At 46.8% G+C, this 20171-nt stretch carries 20 protein-coding genes; 8 read left to right on the top strand and 12 right to left on the bottom strand.

What is annotated here, in order from left to right; all coding sequences use genetic code 11:
• Together ABNT28_RS04640 and ABNT28_RS04645 are read left to right on the top strand one after the other, a co-directional pair.
• The coding region (locus ABNT28_RS04640) for a DUF3445 domain-containing protein (RefSeq protein WP_348721089.1) at positions 1-853 on the top strand (853 nt) is incomplete at its 5' end.
• Between the two features lie 82 nt (positions 854-935).
• On the top strand, positions 936-1970 hold the full coding sequence (locus ABNT28_RS04645) for a GlxA family transcriptional regulator (RefSeq protein ID WP_348721090.1): 1035 nt from the start codon (positions 936-938) through the stop codon (positions 1968-1970).
• A 19-nt stretch (positions 1971-1989) separates the two neighbouring features.
• On the opposite strand, the gene ABNT28_RS04650 is transcribed toward ABNT28_RS04645, so the two are convergent.
• The 6 genes from ABNT28_RS04650 to ABNT28_RS04675 all read right to left on the bottom strand — a co-directional run bounded on the left by ABNT28_RS04650 (position 1990) and on the right by ABNT28_RS04675 (position 9038).
• The gene (locus tag ABNT28_RS04650; RefSeq protein WP_348721091.1) at positions 1990-2553 is read right to left on the bottom strand and encodes a sarcosine oxidase subunit gamma; all 564 of its coding nucleotides are present in this window, start codon (positions 2551-2553) and stop codon (positions 1990-1992) included.
• Positions 2546-5518 carry a sarcosine oxidase subunit alpha family protein gene (locus ABNT28_RS04655; protein WP_348721092.1) on the bottom strand — a complete coding sequence of 991 codons (2973 nt, stop codon included), beginning with the start codon at positions 5516-5518 and terminating at the stop codon, positions 2546-2548. The genes ABNT28_RS04650 and ABNT28_RS04655 overlap by 8 nt, the downstream gene beginning before the upstream one ends.
• Positions 5515-5802 carry a sarcosine oxidase subunit delta gene (locus tag ABNT28_RS04660; protein WP_332923124.1) on the bottom strand — a complete coding sequence of 96 codons (288 nt, stop codon included), beginning with the start codon at positions 5800-5802 and terminating at the stop codon, positions 5515-5517. Before ABNT28_RS04660 ends, ABNT28_RS04655 begins: the two co-directional genes overlap by 4 nt.
• Positions 5803-5814: 12 nt before the next feature.
• Positions 5815-7065, bottom strand: coding sequence for a sarcosine oxidase subunit beta family protein (locus ABNT28_RS04665; RefSeq protein ID WP_348721093.1), 1251 nt, complete (start codon positions 7063-7065; stop codon positions 5815-5817).
• Positions 7066-7151: 86 nt separating this feature from the next.
• Positions 7152-8282, bottom strand: a complete 1131-nt coding sequence (locus tag ABNT28_RS04670) for a Gfo/Idh/MocA family oxidoreductase (protein ID WP_332925271.1) — start codon at positions 8280-8282, stop codon at positions 7152-7154.
• A gap of 45 nt (positions 8283-8327) precedes the next feature.
• The gene (locus tag ABNT28_RS04675; protein ID WP_332925272.1) at positions 8328-9038 is read right to left on the bottom strand and encodes a GntR family transcriptional regulator; all 711 of its coding nucleotides are present in this window, start codon (positions 9036-9038) and stop codon (positions 8328-8330) included.
• Between the two features lie 152 nt (positions 9039-9190).
• Between ABNT28_RS04675 and ABNT28_RS04680 the strand changes: the two genes are divergently transcribed.
• From ABNT28_RS04680 to dctP, 5 genes are all read left to right on the top strand, one after another.
• On the top strand, positions 9191-10348 hold the full coding sequence (locus ABNT28_RS04680) for an LLM class flavin-dependent oxidoreductase (RefSeq protein WP_332925273.1): 1158 nt from the start codon (positions 9191-9193) through the stop codon (positions 10346-10348).
• 13 nt (positions 10349-10361) lie between these two features.
• Entirely contained in the window at positions 10362-11270 is a 909-nt protein-coding gene (locus ABNT28_RS04685; RefSeq protein WP_348721094.1) for an aldo/keto reductase, read from the top strand.
• Positions 11271-11361: 91 nt separating this feature from the next.
• Positions 11362-12015 (top strand): TRAP transporter small permease, encoded by a 654-nt coding sequence (locus tag ABNT28_RS04690; RefSeq protein WP_332925275.1) that lies wholly within the window; start codon positions 11362-11364, stop codon positions 12013-12015.
• Entirely contained in the window at positions 12015-13514 is a 1500-nt protein-coding gene (locus ABNT28_RS04695; RefSeq protein ID WP_332925276.1) for a TRAP transporter large permease, read from the top strand. The genes ABNT28_RS04690 and ABNT28_RS04695 overlap by 1 nt, the downstream gene beginning before the upstream one ends.
• 36 nt (positions 13515-13550) lie before the next feature.
• Positions 13551-14609 (top strand): TRAP transporter substrate-binding protein DctP, encoded by a 1059-nt coding sequence (dctP, locus tag ABNT28_RS04700; protein WP_332925277.1) that lies wholly within the window; start codon positions 13551-13553, stop codon positions 14607-14609.
• Positions 14610-14667: 58 nt separating this feature from the next.
• Here dctP and ABNT28_RS04705 read toward each other — a convergent pair whose 3' ends face one another.
• Positions 14668-15147: a tetratricopeptide repeat protein gene (locus ABNT28_RS04705; RefSeq protein WP_332925278.1), complete on the bottom strand. Its 480-nt coding sequence runs from the start codon at positions 15145-15147 to the stop codon at positions 14668-14670.
• Between the two features lie 33 nt (positions 15148-15180).
• Here ABNT28_RS04705 and ABNT28_RS04710 point away from each other — a divergent pair, with 33 nt between their 5' ends.
• Positions 15181-16479, top strand: coding sequence for a cytochrome c peroxidase (locus ABNT28_RS04710; RefSeq protein WP_332925279.1), 1299 nt, complete (start codon positions 15181-15183; stop codon positions 16477-16479).
• Between the two features lie 15 nt (positions 16480-16494).
• Here ABNT28_RS04710 and argE read toward each other — a convergent pair whose 3' ends face one another.
• The 5 genes from argE to ABNT28_RS04735 form a co-directional block, all read right to left on the bottom strand.
• Positions 16495-17652 carry an acetylornithine deacetylase gene (gene argE, locus ABNT28_RS04715; protein ID WP_348721095.1) on the bottom strand — a complete coding sequence of 386 codons (1158 nt, stop codon included), beginning with the start codon at positions 17650-17652 and terminating at the stop codon, positions 16495-16497.
• 15 nt (positions 17653-17667) lie between these two features.
• Positions 17668-18345 carry a DUF1028 domain-containing protein gene (locus ABNT28_RS04720; RefSeq protein ID WP_332925281.1) on the bottom strand — a complete coding sequence of 226 codons (678 nt, stop codon included), beginning with the start codon at positions 18343-18345 and terminating at the stop codon, positions 17668-17670.
• Between the two features lie 3 nt (positions 18346-18348).
• The gene (locus ABNT28_RS04725; protein ID WP_348721096.1) at positions 18349-19470 is read right to left on the bottom strand and encodes an SRPBCC family protein; all 1122 of its coding nucleotides are present in this window, start codon (positions 19468-19470) and stop codon (positions 18349-18351) included.
• 84 nt (positions 19471-19554) lie between these two features.
• Positions 19555-19971 carry a RidA family protein gene (locus tag ABNT28_RS04730; RefSeq protein WP_332925283.1) on the bottom strand — a complete coding sequence of 139 codons (417 nt, stop codon included), beginning with the start codon at positions 19969-19971 and terminating at the stop codon, positions 19555-19557.
• A 37-nt stretch (positions 19972-20008) separates the two neighbouring features.
• Positions 20009-20171, bottom strand: a 163-nt coding sequence (locus ABNT28_RS04735; RefSeq protein ID WP_348721097.1) for a 4-hydroxyphenylacetate 3-hydroxylase C-terminal domain-containing protein, incomplete at its 5' end; no start/stop codon positions are given.

Genomic DNA, 20171 nt, shown 5'->3' on the forward strand with positions numbered 1-20171 from the left:
GGACAGGGCGATAGTGCTTGATGAAGATCCGCTTCGGTGCCAGTCACTGCCGCATATGAATTTAGCTGGTTGGGATTTGCTGGAACTGATCATGATGTCAAAGTCAGAAGATTATCCTGATCTGTTTGAATTGCACCGTGATGGCACTCATTGGCGGTGGATTAATCGCCCCATGAGTATTGATGATAGTTTTGTGTTTATGGACAACACCACTTTGCCCTATGGACCAATGGAATATATCACGCGGCAAGCACAAGGTGATTTCTGTGTTCTGGATCAGCGTGATGACAATTTATGGATGGATGCGGGTATGGTCACCACGCAAGCTGATTGGTCGCTAGATTTTGATATTGGTATGAATTTCTTTGAATGGCATGCGCCGGTGCCGCGCGCGCATGAAATGGGTATTTTTAAACGGGCATTAAAGTTTTTGCTGGCCATTCAACAAGGCACGCCCGCCCGCCGTTTGAACTGGACACTTACGGTCAATCCTCTGCTGGATACAAGTCCAGAAAATTATCATAAATGGGGCATTGAAAAGGCCAGTTTGACGCCTGAAAATGTAGGTGAAAAGCAGTATCTTCGGGTCGAGTTGCAAACATTTTTTCGATTGCCGAGGTCAAATGCGTTGGTGTTTCCCATCCGGTGCTATCTGATTAAATTTGGGGATATTGTTACGGTTCCAAAATGGGGACGCCGATTACACAGGGTTTTACGTGATATCCCTGAAGATTTGGCAACCTATAAAGGGTTCATTAATAATCGTTCATTGCTGGTAGATTATTTATCCCAATTTGACGATGGTGCCGAAACATCACCGGGGGTCTGGCCAGATTTGCATTTAGAAAAATGATGCTGATCTGTTGGCTTTAGTACCGTTTCAATGTAATGAACATGTAAGGCATCGCTAATGGCTGTAACAAATTGGTAGTTTTATGGCACGAGATAGTGAACAGCATCCAGTATCATCCTCTTACCAAAAGACCCAACTCGGATTTTTGATTTTTCCAGGTTTTCCAATGTCATGCCTGACGTCGATGATAGAACCATTGCGTGCAGCAAATGAAATTGCTGGACAGGATCGCTTTGGATGGCAACTGATTTCCGAGAATGGGGCACGTGTGCCTGCAAGCGCGGGGGTTTATTTTGACCCCGACGTTATATTGGATGATGCCAACAAACTTGATTTTATATTTTGCCTCAGTGGACCGATGGCACGTTTGGAACATGAGCAGAAATCATCTGGATTACTGCGACAGTTTGCGCGTCATGGCACTCGTATGGGCGCTGTCAGCGGCGGTGTTTTCCCGCTGGCGCGTGCTGGTTTGATGGATGCGCATGTTTGTAGTGTACATTGGTGTTATAAGGCGGCTTTTGAGGCTGAATTTCCGCATATTAAGGCGGTTGACGATGTGATCGTGACAGATCAATTGCGGTTTAGCGCGTCAGGTGCAGCGGCAGCTTTCGATATGATGTTGCATCTGATCGAACAGGAATTAGGCGCGCCAGTCATGACCGAAGTAGCTTGTTGGTTTCAACACCCACTTGTGCGCGGTGAAGGGGTGCGCCAGCGGATTCCGGCATTTTATACAGCAAGTGCTGATGACATGTTGCCACCTGCCATTCAGCAGGCGGTGCATCTGTTTGCAACACATATCGACGAGACTATGTCTGTTAGTGAGGTTGCTCAAGCAGTGGGTCTATCTGCCCGTCAACTTGAACGTGGCTTTAAAAAAGCTACAGGTCAAAGCCCATCGCATTATTATCGCTTAATGCGGATGAAAGCAGCGCGTCAACTCGTCCTTTATTCAAATGACACGCTTGCTGACATTGCTTATGCCACCGGCTATAGCAACACAACAGTAATGGTGACGCATTACAAGGCCACCTTTGGGATAACCCCGAAAGAGGAACGACGCAGAATTAATTTATTCCGTGTGCAGGATAACCGATCTTTACCATCTACATAAATTATATGTAATCAGTTAGTTAAATAACAGACCTTATACTATTTGTTAAATTATGATGAAGTGATTTTGCTGATGAGCGTGCACCCAGAATTGAGACATGCCCAGTCGAACGATGTAGAATGAAACATGAAATATGCTCAATCGTTGTGCGGATGACGGCGTTATGAGGCATTTGTCGGCTATTCACCGCGCACGACCGTTCTAAAACATCGATATATACTTCACCGACCAGATCAAAATGAACAAATGAGTCATTTTGCTCGGTTACGGCGGCGATACCAGCTAGCTTTATGCTTAGATGCGTAGCCATTGTTTCATGTGAATGTATTGGGGCTTCAATCATCCATTGATCGGGACCTGTCCATATAGCTGTCATGCTATCGTTACTAGTCATTTGCCCAGTTGAGGGCAGGGCAACCCCAATAGTTTCTAAAGCGATGTCATTAAGTTTGCCGGAACAATTTGCATGTGCTGCGACTGACGCATAAGCAAAATCGGCATTTTCGGTGAGGGTGATGCGATCATAAATATCTATTTGCGGACTATAACCACCAAGGGGGTATAAAGGAGCTAGATCATGCATGGAGACGTTCTCCCTCTGGGTCGATAAAGTGCGGACTAACAACTTCGATTAGGGTTTCTCTTCCTTGAAGTGGGTTTACAGCGCGGATAATCTCACCGATACGATTTGAACCGTTGCTCAGGAAACCTAGTCCAATTGAATGGCCAAGGCTGGGCGAGTAGCATACAGATGTGATGTAACCCTGATCATGTGCGGCATTAATGGGATCATCAACCCGCATGAGATGTGCGCCAGCGTCCAACGTATCGGCATGATTTATCGGCTTGAAGCCGACCTGGATCACGGCGTCTGGTTGTGTCAGGCCCTCTCGGCGAGACAATATGCTGCCGATACTATCTTTTGTTGACGATACCATGCGTCCTAATCCCAGATTAAGTGCCGTGGTGGTGCCATTCAGCTCGTTACCAGCAGCATGTCCCTTTTCTATGCGCATGACGCCAAGTGCTTCGGTGCCATAGGGAACGATGTCAAAGGGGACACCAGCTTCCATGATGCGCCGGATCAGCGCATCACCATAACGTGTTGGTACAGCAAGCTCGTAAGCCAGTTCACCAGAAAAAGAAATCCTGAACAAACGTGCTCTTAATCCCCCACAAACAGTTATTTCGCCACAGGCCATAAATGGAAATGCCGTATTTGACAGATCAAACTCAGGGTCAACAATGTTTTCAAGAACTTTGCGGGCATTCGGGCCAGCGATAGCATATTGAGCCCAACTTTCAGTTGTTGAAATAAGCTGAACATCTAGGTCAGGCCAGAGACATTGGCGGCAAAATTCAAGATGCCTAAAAACGCTCACTGCATTGGCTGTAGTTGTGGTCATGACATAATGTGACTCGGCAAGGCGTGCCGTTGTTCCATCATCCATGACGATACCGTCTTCGCGCAACATCAACCCATAGCGTGTCTTGCCAACAGGCAATTTGGCAAATCCGTTACAGTAAACCCGATTGATGAATATTGTTGCGTCACTGCCTTGAATATCAATCTTGCCAAGACTTGTTACATCACACACGCCAACTGAGGCACGGGTGGCAAGTACCTCGCGGTCAACACTTTCCCGCCAATGTGTTTCGCCTTGTAGTGGATACCATTGCGCGCGTAACCACATACCAGCTTCTACAAAGACGGCGCCTTGTTCTTCGGCCCATTTATGTGAAGGCGTCAGGCGGGTAGGGCGAAAATGACTGTCACGTGACCGCCCTGCCATAACGCCAATGGCGGTAGGCGTGTAAGGGGGGCGAAACATTGTGGTGCCAACATCGGGAATCGATTTTCCTGATAATTCAGCCATGATCGCCAGACCAGAAATATTAGATGTTTTTCCCTGATCGGTTGCCATGCCTAACGTTGTGTAGCGTTTCAAATGTTCGACTGAACAAAAATTTTCCTGATGCGCAAGCTTTATATCTTTGACGGTCACATCGTTCTGCTGGTCAACCCATGCTCTTTTCTTGCCATAACCCACATGCCAGAAAGGCATAATATTGATTTTTGCATCCTCAGCTTTGGGTATTTTGATTGCTTTTGCTTTGATATCGATATCTTCCAACAAGGCAACAGCTGTCTGAACACCGGATAAAAGACATGCATCCAGGCTGAATTGGCCATTTGCCGCGCCAGCAACACCAAGACCGACAGGCAGGGAGCCACCAGGAACAAAAGCGGCAATATCGTCTTGCCATTGAGGAAAACCTCGTTGATGACAAGTTAGATGTACATTTGGATTCCAGCCACCTGAAACACCAAGCGCCCCACATTTAATTATGCGCTTAGTTCCATTCTTCATTTGTACAGTGATAGCGTTCAGGCCAAGGCGTCCGGACGTGTCGATAACGCGTCCACCAGCAAGAACCTCTATCCCTTCAACTTTTGGCGCGTCAGGCCGTGTATCAATAATGGCGCTGACATCAACGCCCTGAGCGCGTAAATCGGTTGCTGTTCGATACCCATTATCATTATTGGTGAAGATTGCAATTTGAGATGCTGGGGTGCTTGCCCAGCGATTGACATAAGAACGGATCGCGCTTGCCTGCATAATACCGGGGCGATCATTATTGGGGAAGCAGATTGGTCGTTCGATGGCTCCACCAGCCAGAACTGCCCGCTTGGAATAGATGCGCCATAAAACCTGACGTGGTTTACCATCTTCGGGAATGGCCAGATGATCTGATACACGCTCAACCGCGCCATAAACACCATGATCAAAAGCGCCGATGACAGTGGTACGCGTCATACAGCGGACATTGTTCATGGACTTGAGTTCAGCGATTGTTTCTAGCGCCCAGTTGGCACCTGATGTATCACCCATTTCATAGGTTTCGGCATTTAATCGGCCGCCAAATACGAAATCTTCGTCTGCTATGATGATGTCTGCACCAGCTTGTGCTGCAGTCAGAGCGGCGGCGAGTCCGGCTGGACCAGCACCAATAACCAGCAAATCACAATGTAAAAACCCTTTATCATATATATCTGGATCAGCTTTGGCGGATAATGATCCCAGCCCCGCGGCGTGACGAATGATTGGCTCGTAAAGTTTTTCCCAAAAAGCGGCAGGCCACATAAATGTTTTGTAATAAAAACCTGCTGTCAGAAAATTTGAAAACAGATCATTGATTGCCATGGCATCAAATTTCAGCGATGGCCAGCGGTTTTGGCTTCTGGCCTCAAGCCCGTCAAATAGTTCGGTAACTGTGGCTCGGCTATTTGGCTCTTGACGCGCACCTGAGCGTAGCTCAACGATTGCATTTGGTTCTTCGGAACCTGCCGTCATAACGCCACGGGGACGATGATATTTGAACGAGCGCCCCATTAATCTGACATTATTGGCAAGCAAAGCAGACGCCAGTGTGTCTCCCTCGAAACCATCATATTGTTTGCCGTCAAAAGTGAATTCAATCAGCTTTGAGCGATCAATCATGCCGCCACTGTCGAGACGGTTAGGTTGATTGGTAAAATCACTCATTTGCTGCGTCCCCTTTGTCGCGCAACATCTGATGCAAATTCAACTTTTTCAATGACATGTGTTGTGGTGTCACGTGTAACAACCAGCCATGATCTGTCACCTTGCTCATGATACCAAAGTTCCTGATGCCGTCCGGCTGGATTGTCACGAAGATATTGATAACCATAAAAAGCTATATCGGCATCCTTGGCTTGCCAATCTGGCCGGTCAAGTAAAGACGCATCGCCAAGATAGGTGAATTCCTGTGCATCACGGGGGCCAAGTAAAGGATGATTTATGATCATGACTAGCGGCTCCTAATGCAGGTTCGGCTGGGCGCCGACGCCTTTTTCATCGATCATATAACCGCGTTGGAAGCGGTCAAAGCGATAGGCTGTTGCTGTTTCATGTGGCTGTCCGGTTGCCAGAAGATGGGCAAAGCACCAACCTGAGGCTGGGGTGGCCTTAAAGCCGCCATAGCACCAACCCCCATTGAAAAACAATCCATCAATATGTGTTCGGTCAATCATAGGCGATCCGTCCATTGACATGTCCATCACACCGCCCCAAATCCGCAAAATGCGGGCACGGCCAATCATGGGCATAATTGCCATACCGCCTTCGCATACGTCTTCGACGGTTGGCAGGTTTCCGCGTTGTGCATAAGTATTATACCCATCTATATCACCGCCAAAGACCAGACCGCCTTTATCTGATTGGGAAATATAGAAATGCCCCATTCCAAAGGTTACAACGCCCGGTATGATAGGTTTTAATCCCTCAGAAACAAACGCTTGTAAAACGTGGCTTTCAATGGGCAAGCGAACACCCGCCTTGGCCATCACGCGCCCTGATGATCCTGCAACGGCGCTACCAACCTTCTTAGCCCCTATGAATCCGCGTGTGGTTTCAACGCCGCTACAGACGCCATTTTTAATCCGGAACCCCGTCACTTCACAGTTCTGAATAATATCGACACCACGGCTGTCTGCGCCTCGTGCATACCCCCAAGCTACGGCATCATGACGGACTGTGCCGCCTCGACGTTGTGCCAATCCGCCTTTTATCGGGAACCGAGTGTCATCAAAATTCAAAAACGGGCATTCATCTCGAACTTGATCGGCATTAAGCAAAGTGGCATCGGCACCATTAAGCAACATGGCATTGCCTCGCCGAACATAGGCATCACGCTGGGCATCAGAATGAAAAAGATTCAAAATACCACGCTGACTGACCATGGCATTATAGTTTAAATCTTGTTCCAAACCTTCCCACAGTTTAAGCGAGAATTCATAAAATGGCTCATTGCCATCAAGCAGATAATTTGACCTGATGATCGTCGTGTTACGACCGACATTACCGCCGCCTATCCAGCCTTTTTCGAGAACAGCGACCGACTTTTCCTTAAATTCTTTGGCTAGATAATATGCGGTTGCAAGGCCATGTCCACCACCGCCAATAACGATAATATCATAATGCGCTTTTGGCTCAGGTGAACGCCATGCTGGCGTCCAGCCTTTATGGCCAGTAAGCGCTTCTTTTATCACCCGAAATCCTGAATATCGCATATAGATCTCCTATCATTGTAAGATTGTGATCAGCAACATAGGTTTGTAAATGCAAGAATCGGACAAACCATGCATAAAACGCGACATTATGTATTTGGTGAAGCGACTTTGTCTTCCAGAATGTCACTTATCAGAACCGTTTCATGGGTGATAGCCGCTTGTTGCGCAGCCATGCCCATTACCACAGCCATCATGCCATCATGCATATTAACTTCGACTGAGCTATTTCCCCGCACCACCTCAGCAAATTTTTTGTGTTGATAAAAGGTCGAGCCATTGTGATCTCCAGCCTCTAGCAATTCAGGACCGACTGGAATTTCAATGCTTCTTGGGCCAGCCGGATTACGTGGGCTAACAGTTAATTGGGGAACAGGTGGCGCGCCAAGATCAGCAGGCCAAAAACGCGTTGGGCCAGGCACCTGACATTCAATTTTGCCAGCAACACCAACTGCAGAAATTTCTTCCTGATATCGCGACCCTTCGGCAAACATACATAATTCAAGCATCGCACGGCTTCCTGATGCGAATTCAATGATCACATAACCATGATCCCAGATATCAGGGATCAAGCCATCATAGAGTTCGTCTTTGTGATTATGTCTTTGCCCAGCCGAGGCCATAACCCGCACCGGTTCCGACTGCAGGATAAAGCGCATTAGGTCGAAAAAATGACAGCATTTTTCAACCAGAGTCCCGCCAGTATTTGCATTAAACCGATTCCAATCGTCAATTTTAGGCAGAAACGCAAATCGATGTTCGCGAATTGTCAGCATGTCAATGCCACCAGTATCTTGATGTGCATTTTCGATTAGGGCAGTCACTGGGGGCATGTAGCGATATTCCATTGCCACCCAGACTGGCGCTGGATAGTTTTTTTCAAAATTTTGAAGTCGAGCTATATCTGATGGATCGGTAAATAGGGGCTTTTCAACCAGGATAGGCAAAGCCCTATGACTGGAAATCTCTAGCAATTGATCAGCATGACAAAAATTTGGGCTGACAATAACCAGACAATCAAGCCGTTCATCAGCAAGAAGACTTTCAATTGAGTCATAGAAGATAGCATCAGGTGCTAACTTTAGCGCTTCGTCGCGCATGCCTGCATCGGGTTCAACTATGCCAATGACAGCCGTATTGTCGAGCAAAGCGATATTACGCAAATGCTCTTGCCCCATCATGCCGCATCCGATCATGCCGTAATTAAGATACTCACCCATTTTTGTTCCTTACTGATAAAATATTTGTCTTAAAACGGTTTGTTTTCACTTCCAGCGGGCACGATAGCGCGCTTTTGTCGGATCAAACCATGTGCTGGACGCTTCGACAAGCTGTCCATGCTGATCCCATGCCAGGCGTTCACAAAACCCCCAGATAGGTTGCTCGCTCTTGTTAAAAAGAGGTTGTCCCCAAGTTGGCATGGGCGCGACGGAAACGCTGTCTTCCACTTTGGCAATCCAAAAGCCAAGATGTTCTTTATAAAGCTGATAAAGGGAATGCGACATGTGATTTTGACCATCTTCAAGGTCAAATTTGTCATCAATCCAGATTTCTTCTAAGGCCACTTTAATATCACCAAGATGGCGCACGCGGCGAATTTGATGCGCCTTATCCGAGGCGCCAATATTAGGTAAGCCAGCAGGCTTTGTAATGCGGCTTGCCGAGATTAAATCTGCACTTGGGTCGCCGATCCCATCAATGAGTTCCAGATGAAAGAAAGCATAAACTGACTCACGGTTACTTTTGTGGCGGATATAATTGCCTGATCCCTGGATACGTTCCAACATACCACGCCGCGTCAATTCGGCCAGTGCTAGGCGTAATGTTCCAACAGCAATTCCCAATTCTTTGGCAAGGACACGCTCGGGAGGTAAACGTTCACCATCAAGTCGAATCTTGGCATTTACTTCGCGCTCAATTAAGTCGCAGACCTGCATATATAGGGGTTTTGCCCCGCTTGAGCTCGTTTTTCGCATGTGCATAAACTTTTAATTGAACGACAGCCATAAATCTGTAAAGTAAATATATTGATACAGTATTGATCTATATCAATCAAGACTACTTTTACTTCATCAATGGTGACAAAAGATCATCAAAAAGTGGTTGGTTTATGTAAGGAGGGGGATAGGTGTCGATTATTCCAGTAAAATCTGAGGGTCTTGATTCGTCAGAAGTGGCATGGTTCGCGCCGCTTTGCGCTGATGATTATCAATTTCTTGGTAAACCAGATGGTGATTTGCGTAGCAGTTGGGAAAATACGTCACGTATTATCCGCAAAGCTGACGAGCTAGGTTTTCGTAACATTCTTTGTCCATCATCCTATCAGGTTGGGCAGGATACGTTGAGTTTTGTCGCGGGCAACGCCCCACTAACGTCCAATATTAATATGCTGGCAGCTGTACGTTGTGGCGAGATGCAACCCATCATGCTGGCGCGCACCATTGCGACACTTGATCATATGTTAAAAGGTCGTTTAACGATCAATATCATTTCATCAGATTTTCCGGGGGAGGTCGCTGACAGTGCTTATCGCTATCAGCGTTCACGTGAAGTGGTCGAAATTCTGAAGCAGGTCTGGGAGCGTGACGAGATTAGCTATCAGGGTGAGATATATAAATTCGATACATTACCAACCGATCCAGCGCGTCCCTATCAGCAGAATGGGGGCCCATTACTATATTTTGGTGGATATTCTCCAGCGGCGATCGAATTATGCGCTCAACATTGTGATGTGTATTTGATGTGGCCTGAAACCAAAGATATGTTGGCTGAACGTATGAAAGCCGTACATGAACGCGCCAAGGAATATGGCCGTGTTCTTGATTACGGATTGCGGGTTCATGTCATTGTCCGAGATACTGAGGCTGAAGCGCGCGAATATGCCGAGCATCTGGTCAGCCAGCTAGATGACGAACATGGCAAAGCGATCCGAAATAGAGCGCTTGATGCAACGTCGCTTGGTGTTGCACATCAGGCACGAAACCGCGATCAAGCTGATGATTATGGCTATGTGGAGCCGCATTTATGGACAGGAATAGGCCGCGCCAGATCGGGATGTGGCGCTGCTTTGGTTGGATCAACGGATCAGGTGCTATCAGAAATTGAAAATTACCAGAAGATGGGAATAAAGGCCTTTATCTTTTCTGGTTATCCGCATCTGAGTGAATGTGAGTCGTTTGGCAATCGGGTATTGCCTCAATTATCAACATGTTCATTGCCAGAGGTTTATGGGCGGGTGCCGTCAGGCACGCCAAATACGCCTCTTGGCAACGGCATACGTAAATAGGAACATACGTATAATGGAGCGCTTATCTATTAATCGTGACAAGTCAAAGTCAAAGCTGGAACTGAGCCGTATTATTTATGGTATGTGGCGTCTAGCAGATGATAATAATCGTGAAGTTTCACATGTGCAGGCAAAAGTTGAAGCCTGTCTTGCCCAAGGCATAACCAGCTTTGATCAAGCAGATATATATGGCAATTATGAATCCGAGCGTCTGTTTGGGCTATTGCTGAAAGAAGCTCCACATCTGCGTGATAAAATGGAAATTATCACCAAATGCGATATCAAGTTGTTAACTGACAAGTCACCTGAGCGGGTGGTGAAATATTACGATACTAGTGCTACGCACATTACCCAAAGTGTTGATAATTCACTCAATCTCATGAATATCGACCATATTGACATGTTGTTGTTACACCGCCCAGATCCATTGATGGATCATAATGAGACAGGAAGCGCTTTAGATGCGCTGATAACGTCAGGAAAAATTGGCAGTGTTGGCGTTTCAAATTTCAAGCCATGGGATATAAATTTGCTGCAATCAGCCATGTCAAATCTGATCGTATCAAACCAGATCGAGATTTCATTATTGGCGCATGATGCCTTTACCAATGGTGATATCGCATTTGCGCAGGAAAAGGATATTGCATTAATGGCCTGGTCGCCTCTGGCAGGTGGCAAGTTGTTTAATGCATCACATAAACCCTTGTTCGATAAGCTTACAAGCATAGGCGCAAGTCAGGGATGTGATGCATCGGCCGCTGCCGTGGCGTGGTTATTGGCGCATCCGGCGGGCATTCTGCCGGTTATGGGCACAAATAATCTTGATCGCATTGCAAGTCTTGGGGATGCCTGCAAGATAGAGATTGATCGTGAAACATGGTTTGTTCTGTATGAAATGGCACTTGGCCATGAAGTGCCTTAGGCATTAGATAGGCTTTGACATAACTAGTTTGGTCATGAAATAGAGATTGCGGCGTTTGAACATAATGTCGCCTGCAAAGAATGGGGAGTTTATGCATAATTCTGACAGCAATCACGATAATGATGCGTCAATAAACAGCGTGAGCTGGACAATTGCGCGCACCATATCGTCGGTTATGGCTCCTGTGTCATGGCTGAACAAGCTAGTTATTGCGATTAGCAAACAACTAGCTTGGGTTGCCCTGTTAATTATGGTGATCATGATTCTGTTGCAGGTGTTTTTTCGCTATGTGCTTAATGATGCCCTGGCGTGGCCTGATGAGGGCGCCAGACTTTGCATGTTATGGATGACTGGTTTGATGGCGCCATTTGCAATGCGCACGGGTGGATTTGTTGCCATTGATATGTTGCCAAGAGCTTTGCCTAACAGGCTAGCGCAAATGCTCACCCTGTTTTTGCTGTCTTTGTCAGCTATTGTGCTGATTTATGCGATCCAATTTGGGTGGAAACATACGATGGGATTTGGGGGCAATTTTACGTCATCTTCACTCAAAATACCACTCGACTGGATTGGTATGGATATGCTCCGGTTAAAATTACGCTATGTTTATGCCTCATTGCTTTTTGGTGTCACATTTCTGTTCACGGTCACCATTGAGCTGATCTTAAGAAGTATAATTGCTGTAATTGTACCGCATTTTCCGTTGCCGGAACTTACCTCATCAGATACGGCAGGGGCGAGTTAATGCTAGTTCTGTTTTTGCCAGTTTTTCTGTTTTTCCTGATGATTGGCTTGCCGGTATTTTTTGCTTTGCTTGTCGCACCTGGTTTATTGCTGTGGCTCAACGGGCAGGAGCGTGACATCGCGCTTCTGTATCGCAATGTTTACAATGGCATGGATTCTTTTCCTCTGATGGCATTGCCTTTCTTCATGCTGGCAGGCGAATTAATGAATCGAGGAGGAATCACGATCCGGCTGGTTGAGTTTTCACAAGCTTTGATGGGGCATTTGCGCGGTGGGCTGGCTCATGTGAATATTCTGTCTTCGATGTTATTTGCAGGTTTGTCAGGATCGGCGGTAGCAGATACATCAGCGCTAGGCTCAACTTTGATTCCCGCTATGGAAAAGAATGGCTATACGCGGAAATTTGCCGCGGCCATTACCGCGGCAAGTTCAGTCATAGGTCCTATTATTCCACCGTCAGGTATCATGATTATCTATGCCTATGTGATGGGCGAGTCTGTCGCAGCTTTGTTTTTGGCTGGCATTGTTCCGGGTGTTCTGGTGGGTGCAGGGTTGATGTTGATGGTGCGGGTGCTTGCCGATAAATATGATCTGCCCAAAGCCGAGCGCATTGTTAAAAAAGATATTACGATTCAGCCAGTTGAATACTGGATTTCTCTGGTGCTTCTGCGGATCAATGTGGCTGGGCTTCTGGTCGCAGTCTATGCTGGTATAAAAGCGATATTATCTGCCTTTGTAGGCATTGATATTACGGTTCATGGCTGGACATTATTTATCATATGCTTGCCAATTGCGCATCTGATCTTGCTTGATATTAGGCGGCGTGTAACGCAAGAATTCCGATTTGTCTGTAAACGGGCTGTGGCGCCTTTGCAAACGCCAATCATCATACTTGGCGGCATCATGATAGGTGTTTTTACGCCGACTGAGGCTTCGTCGATTGCCGTTGCCTACGCATTATTGATTTCGTTTTTTGTATTACGAACAATGAAGTTTGGTGATCTGCCATCGATTTTCATGAAGGCTGCTGTGTCATCAGCGACGGTGCTTTTGCTGGTGGGAGCAGCAGTGGCTTTCAAGACGGTTGTAAGCCTGAGTCACGCGCCTGAACAACTAGCAGCATTTGTGATTACTTTGAGTGAAAATCCATTAACTTTACTGTTTCTTATCAATATTTTATTGTTCATAGTTGGTATGTTCCTTGATGCAGGTCCTGCCATTATTATTTTAGGGCCTATTCTGGCACCGGTGTTTATCGACCTTGGTGTGCATCCAGTACATTTTGCCATTATCATGTCAGTTAATCTGACAGTTGGGCTGGCTACGCCACCCATGGGGCTGGTTTTATTTGTCGCATCTTCAGTTTCTGGTGAGCGGGTTGAAACAATCTCGCGCGCCATTCTGCCATTCCTCGCGGTGGAAATATTGGTCATCTTCATGATTACCTATATTCCGGCATTGTCCATGACAATACCGCGGCTTGCCGGTTTCATTAAGTGAGGGATATAGTTCATCAAAGCAATAATGGAGGAAATGATGAAAAGACTAGTAATGCGTTCTCTGATGGCGGTGGCGTTGCTTGCAGCACCAACAATGTCAGCGTTTGCGGCGGATTACACAATCCGTGCAACTGCTAACTCTAATGAAAATGACGAAGATTATGATGGTCTAGTGGTTTTCAAGAATTATGTTGAATCAGCATCTAATGGCGCGATCGCCGTTGAACTATTTATTGGTACCCAGCTTTGTTCTAAGGGTGCTGAGTGTTTGCAGGGTGTAGCTGATGGTTCAATTGACGTCTATATATCTACGTCAGGTGGTGCCGCAGGTATTTTCCCTTACGTGCAGGTTCTTGATTTGCCGTATTTGATGTCTGATGACCGTATTGCCGAGCATGTTCTGTCAGGCGATTTCACCCGCGAAGTCAGAGATATGGCTCTTGCCAGTTCTGACAACAAGGTGCGTCTGATGACAATCGGTAACACTGGTGGCTGGCGTAACTTTGCTAACACAAAACGTCGCGTTCAGAACCCTGGTGATATGAGTGGTCTGAAGATCCGTACTGTTGTTGCTGATTTGCCACAGGAGTTGGTTAAGGCTCTTGGTGCATCACCAACACCTATTCCGTGGCCAGAGCTGTTTACAAGCTTCCAGACAGGCGTTGTTGAAGGCTCCAAGAACGGCATTACCGATATCATGGGTATGAAGTTTCCTGATGCCGGTCTTAAATATGTAACACTTGACGGCCACGCCTATATGGGCGCGTTATGGTGGATGTCTAATGACAAGTTCATGGGCATGCCTGAAGAAATGCGTGCTGTTGTTGTTGACGGTTTTGCCCAGCTTCAGCAGGCGACTTTTGCATCACCGAAGCGCAAGTCAATTCAGGCCTATGCTGATTTCGTAGCTGGTGGTGGTGATCTATACGTGCCGACACCTGCCGAAAAGGCTGCCTTCAAGAAAGCGGCATCTCCAGTATATGACTGGTTCAAGTCGAATGTTGATGGTGGTGAGGCTGTGTTTAATGCCCTGACAAAGGCGGTTGCGGCTGCTGAGTCCGACATTAACGCAGGTCGTGCTAAAGACCTGAAATAAAATGAGAGGGCTACCTTATAATGAGGTAGCCCTTATTTGTAACATGCCCCGCAGATTACTATCTGAAGGGGAATAGCCAAACACGATAATCATCGATAAGTACATGCGCTTTTTCAATTTGTTCATTAGTCATTTTTTTAACGACTTCCTCTTGCGATATTGCCGCATCAGGATCACCGCCGATCGCCGACAGGACGTACCACATATATGCGCGAACAAGATCAGGGGCAGGCATGCCACGGCCAACTTCGTAATACCAGCCGACACCCGATTGGGCTCCGGGATGCCCTTTCATCGAAGCGCGCAGATACCAGTCAAAAGCGCGGATGTCATCCTGTTTGACGCCCAAACCCATTGCGTACATGACGCCAATCAATTCTTCGGCATCGGCATTTCCCGATCGTGCCGCAGGCCACAGAGTTTCGCGCGCCTCAACAAATTTTCCTTCTTCCATAAGATCTCGCGCAGCTTCAATTTCAGCATGCGCAATGACCGGCAGAAAAATGACTGTGGTCATAAAAATCAGAAAGCGACGCATTTAAAATCCTTTATTTTTATAATAACGGTTGGCATGTTTTTTGGGCATGCAGCATTGGCCGAAAGTGTGGATTTGCCGTGGCCACTTGTTGATGCCGATTTTCATAATATTGATGCCACGCAAGCCCGTCTTGGTCAAAAGCTTTTCTATGACAAAATCCTTTCTGGAAACCAAAATATTTCCTGTGGGACTTGTCATCATCACCGCTTTGGTGGATCGGATGGACTGTCTTTGGGTATTGGTGAAGGGGGTGTTGGCGTTGGGCCAATGCGGATGCCCGGGTATGGAGATAGCCGTATCAAAAAGCGGGTGCCACGCAATGCCTCTGCCTTATGGAATATTGGTGCAAAAGAAGTCAAAATTCTGTTTCAAGATGGTCGTCTTTCGGTGTCCGATGAATATGAGAATGGATTTAACTCACCAGCTGAAGAATGGCTACCTGATGGGCTTGATACGATACTAGCAGCACAGGCAATTCTGCCCATGACCGCGCAGTTTGAAATGGCTGGAAACCCAAAGGAAAACGAGGTTGCAGGCGCTGCCCATGACCGGATTGATGCGGTCTGGCCAATCATTGCCAAGCGGGTGCGCATTATTCCCGAATATGGAAAGTTGTTTGTTGAGGCATTCGACGATGTGGAAACAGCTGATCAAGTTGATATCACGCATATTGCCAAGGCGCTTGGTGCTTTTATCGGACAGGAGTGGCGGTCGCATGACAGCCCGTTTGATGCCTATTTAGCTGGTGATGAAACAGCGTTGGATGCATCACAAAAGCGCGGTTTGGATTTGTTTTATGGCAAGGCAAATTGTGCCAGCTGTCATTCAGGTCCGTTATTAAGTGACCATAAATTCTATGCGCTGGCACTTCCCCCTTTTGGTCCGGGGCGCACACGCCGCTTTGATCCCTATGTGCGCGATGTTGGGCGCATGGGCGAAAGTGATGACTTGGCTGATGCCTATAGATTCAAAACACCTCAATTACGCAATATCGCTCTGACGGGGCCTTATGGACATAATGGTGCATATGCATCGCTGGAGGATATGGTGCGACATCATCTCAATCCAATGCAGATGCGCGATGAATGGAAGCCAGAAATGGCAGAATTGCCAAAAGCTGAATGGCTGGCGGCGATTGATTTTGTTGTCATGAGTGATAAGCGTGAAATGGCGCGGCAACTTAGTCATCTCGATATTAAACCGATAAAACTTGATGAGCGCGATATTGAAGATCTGGTTGCTTTTCTGCATGGCCTGACTGGGGCAACTGCACTGAAACTTCCTCTTGGAGTTCCCGATAATGTGCCAAGCGGTCTGCCAGTCGATAAATAAGCTGTCTGTTTAGGGCTATATGCCTTTTACAAGGCGTTGGTTAAGCGCTGCCAGCATATTGTCACATTGTGCAAGCTGTTCGGCACTCACAAACTCGTCTGGTTTATGCCCCTGATCCATTGAACCTGGCCCACAAACCACTGTAGGAATGCCTAAATTGCGTGAAAACAGTCCACCTTCGGTACCAAAGGCCATCTTGATTGTGCTGTTGTTGCCTGTCAGAAGTTTCATGAAGCTAACAATCTCGGCTTCTTTTGGCGTATTAAGCCCAGGATAGGTATTGGTGATGGTAAACTGGATATCTGCTTCAGGAGCGGTCTTTTTCGCGGCCTGAATGATTGGCGTAATACGTTCTTTGAGACTAGCCAAGAGCGCTATGGGATCATCCTCGGCCAGATTGCGTATCTCAAAATCAATAAAAGCTGCATTTGGTACAATATTTAGCTGGATACCACCTTCAATCCGACCAACATGCATGGTGGTATATGGCACGTTATAATCATCATCTTTTTGGCCATGAAGTGCCAGTTCAGCCTGCATTTGGCGGATTTCACTAACAAGATCACAGGCAAGGTGTAAGGCATTCATTGCCATTGGTGCCAATGCCGAATGTCCCTCGCGCCCTTGGCAATCTGCACGTATTGCAGTTTTGCCCTTATGTCCGGTCGCCAATCCCATTTCGGTTGGCTCGCCAACAATACAAAAGGCGGGTTTGTATTTCGATTTACCCATCATGTCGATCAGTGAATGAACGCCAATACAACCTATCTCTTCGTCATAGGATAATGCTAGGTGCAATGGGCTGGTTAGTTCAAGGTGGGTGGCATCAATAAAACTGGCAATTGAAGAGGCGACAAAACCTTTCATATCAGCTGTACCCCGCCCGTAATATTTACCGTCTTCATGAGTGCAGGTAAAAGCAGGTTTGGTCCAGTTTTGACCATCAATAGGAACAACATCTGTATGGCCTGACAGCATGACACCACCATCAATGTTTGGACCAGTTACAGCATATAAATTGGCTTTTTTCCCACTTTCATCAGGGATTATAACTGGATTGACACCATGGCTAGCAAGCTTGTCGGCGACATAGTCAATCAACATCCGGTTTGGGTCACGGCTGACCGAGGCAAAGCCAATAAGATCATCAAGAATGTTGACTGTTTGATTCATTAGCTAAATGTCCTACTACTCGTCTCCGGCAACACCGTAACTTGGGGCGGCGGCAGGATCAATGGCCCGTAGAAGGTAAGGTTGCATTTGTGGCTCATAAGCATTCCAAAGTGAGCGCAAAGCCATGCCTGGACAACTATCACTCCAGTCAACGCGAAGATCAACAAGCGGCCACGTGTGCTCATGGGCGACAATTAAAGCTGCAGAATGCGTTGGGCCTTCTTCCCCGCCAGCATCAATGCCAGCCTGAAGGGCGGTAACAAGACGATCCGCTAGATGTTTATTGTGATTGGCTTCAAAAGAGGCCACCATTTCGGCTGGGACATTTTCAACAGATAATAAATTGCCAGCAGCAATGCAATCAGTACCGCTAGCAACAGCGTTTATTCCAAGGATGTTTTTGCCCGTAAAGCTACTTGTCATACCGTTACTATCAATCGCGGCAACCTGACGATAATCAGCGTGCTTGCGATTTTTCATGATAGCGGCGATTGCATCTTGAGCGGTTTTTCCAGATTGCATCAGATCAAGCACCGCTGGGCCAATAGACGGATCAGTTATGTTCTGGGTGGTGACAGCACCAGCGCCAGCACGCGCATAGGGACACCGACTGCCCACGGCGATGCTAGAGGTGGTTATAGCAACACCGGTCATGCCTGTATCTGCACATCGACCAACAACTGAAAACGTCATTAATTATCTCCCACTACAAAGTCGCCTTGCCAGATATTGCGTGAATTCGTGATTTTCGCGTTCAAGCCAGCTAAGAGGTCCGGAAGTTGATAGTGGCGCTTGCGCCCCTTTGAAAATATTTTCAACAACAAAGCGATCTTCTTCCTGAACATCATCAAGGAAAGCACGTGTTTTAGCAATATAATCATCGACATCATTCTGCGCGGCAAGGACTTCGGGCGCAATTGCTGCGCCATAAAGAATGCTTACCCGATCAACGCCCATCGGTTGCAGTGACAGATACCAAAGATGGTCAGGTGCCAACACATACATATGCGTTGGAAAAATCGTTGGCATGATCGAAGTAAAGCGAGCTTTGCCCTGAAGAGTTTTATTGTCTGGATGAGCTGATCCAACAGGTGCAGTTCCGGATTTGGTAAATGTCTGATAGGTGAAATTATCGAAACTACCACGATCATCAAAGGTGGTATCCATCAAACCAAAATGTGCACCAACCGTATTTTTATGCGCAACAGGCAGATGATAGCCTTCCATAAAGTTTTCGGTTAGATGCTTCCAGTTTGTTTGCCAAATATGTTGGTGACGGAAGATTGTGACATAGTGTTCCATATGGTAGGGCTGAATGATTGGAACAAGATCAACCAGCAAATTTTCAATCGGCACAGCCTCTTTATTCATGGTGACATAGATCCAGCCGTGAAATATTTCGCAACGAATTTCCGGAAGTTGCATGTTATGGCGATCAAAGCATGTGGTTCGATCCATATATGCCGCGGCAATCAGTTTGCCATCAATATTATATGTCCAAGCATGATAAGGGCATGTAAATTTTTTGGTATGTCCGGATCCGGTGGCCAGCCGCATCATACGGTGCAAACAAACATTGGCGCGAGCATGGATAACATTATCCGATCCTCTTACCAAGAGCAGGGGCTGGTCACATAAGTCAAATGTGAGATAGTCGCCAATATTTGGAATTTCATCCGCGCGACCTGCGCAAATCCAGTCACGATAAAAAATATTATCTTTCTCACGTTGATGGATTTCAGGTGATACATAAATACCTTTGGGCATTGCTGTTGCTTGGGCAAGGGGCTTGCACGCAAGTGTCTTTAAGCTGTCCAAGATTTTGTCCATCATTCACCCCGTTTAAAAAAGGTGGGATTACAATTTCGTCTTAACACACTAAAAAATTTATAAGTCTATATATCAGTCAGGGATCACCGCCGTGATCTCTATTTCTACAACCCATTCAGGCCGTGCTAATGCGGGCACAACAATGCCGGTAGAGCAGGGATGCACACCCTTAAGCCATTTGCCCATCTCCTTATATACCGCTTCTCGATAGCGGATATCAGTCAGATAAACGACAATACGGCAAACATGTTCCATGCAACTGCCAGATTCATCAAGTAATAAAGCGATATTTTGCATCGTTTTTTCAGTTTGCTTGGCCGCGTCACCAATATGCAAGGAGTCACGAGTATCGAGATCCTGTGAAACCTGCCCCCGCAGAAACACCATTGTGCCACGTGCAACCACGCCTTGCGAAAGATCATTATCGAGCTTCTGTTCTGGGTAGGTGTCCTTGGTGTTAAATGGCCTGATTCGTTTGTGCGCTGTCATTTTGTGATGTCCTGACCTTTGTTTATGATCTGGTATGCTATTTCATTCTGTCTGACAAACCTGCGGCCTTATGTGCAAAATCTAGCGGGCCATTCCAGTCAAAATTTCTGTACACAACGGCTAGCTGGGCAAAAGGTGGTGATTGTGCGAACAGCTGGAACGTTAACCGATGGCCAGCATAATCTGAATTAAGCAAATCA

Origin of the sequence: uncultured Candidatus Puniceispirillum sp. (assembly GCF_963979125.1) — a bacterium.
GTDB lineage: Bacteria > Pseudomonadota > Alphaproteobacteria > Puniceispirillales > Puniceispirillaceae > Puniceispirillum.

Bases quoted from the DNA above. Each gene is read 5' to 3' on its own strand.
- argE (WP_348721095.1), bottom strand. From the start codon at position 17,652: ATGAATCAAACAGTCAACATTCTTGATGATCTTATTGGCTTTGCCTCG.
- ABNT28_RS04705 (WP_332925278.1), bottom strand. From the start codon at position 15,147: ATGCGTCGCTTTCTGATTTTTATGACCACAGTCATTTTTCTGCCGGTC.
- ABNT28_RS04730 (WP_332925283.1), bottom strand. From the start codon at position 19,971: ATGACAGCGCACAAACGAATCAGGCCATTTAACACCAAGGACACCTAC.
- ABNT28_RS04710 (WP_332925279.1), top strand. From the start codon at position 15,181: ATGTTTTTTGGGCATGCAGCATTGGCCGAAAGTGTGGATTTGCCGTGG.
- ABNT28_RS04695 (WP_332925276.1), top strand. From the start codon at position 12,015: ATGCTAGTTCTGTTTTTGCCAGTTTTTCTGTTTTTCCTGATGATTGGC.
- ABNT28_RS04665 (WP_348721093.1), bottom strand. From the start codon at position 7,065: ATGCGATATTCAGGATTTCGGGTGATAAAAGAAGCGCTTACTGGCCAT.
- ABNT28_RS04675 (WP_332925272.1), bottom strand. From the start codon at position 9,038: ATGCGAAAAACGAGCTCAAGCGGGGCAAAACCCCTATATATGCAGGTC.
- ABNT28_RS04650 (WP_348721091.1), bottom strand. From the start codon at position 2,553: ATGCATGATCTAGCTCCTTTATACCCCCTTGGTGGTTATAGTCCGCAA.
- ABNT28_RS04660 (WP_332923124.1), bottom strand. From the start codon at position 5,802: ATGATCATAAATCATCCTTTACTTGGCCCCCGTGATGCACAGGAATTC.
- ABNT28_RS04690 (WP_332925275.1), top strand. From the start codon at position 11,362: ATGCATAATTCTGACAGCAATCACGATAATGATGCGTCAATAAACAGC.
- ABNT28_RS04645 (WP_348721090.1), top strand. From the start codon at position 936: ATGGCACGAGATAGTGAACAGCATCCAGTATCATCCTCTTACCAAAAG.
- ABNT28_RS04685 (WP_348721094.1), top strand. From the start codon at position 10,362: ATGGAGCGCTTATCTATTAATCGTGACAAGTCAAAGTCAAAGCTGGAA.
- ABNT28_RS04655 (WP_348721092.1), bottom strand. From the start codon at position 5,518: ATGAGTGATTTTACCAATCAACCTAACCGTCTCGACAGTGGCGGCATG.
- dctP (WP_332925277.1), top strand. From the start codon at position 13,551: ATGAAAAGACTAGTAATGCGTTCTCTGATGGCGGTGGCGTTGCTTGCA.
- ABNT28_RS04670 (WP_332925271.1), bottom strand. From the start codon at position 8,282: ATGGGTGAGTATCTTAATTACGGCATGATCGGATGCGGCATGATGGGG.
- ABNT28_RS04720 (WP_332925281.1), bottom strand. From the start codon at position 18,345: ATGACGTTTTCAGTTGTTGGTCGATGTGCAGATACAGGCATGACCGGT.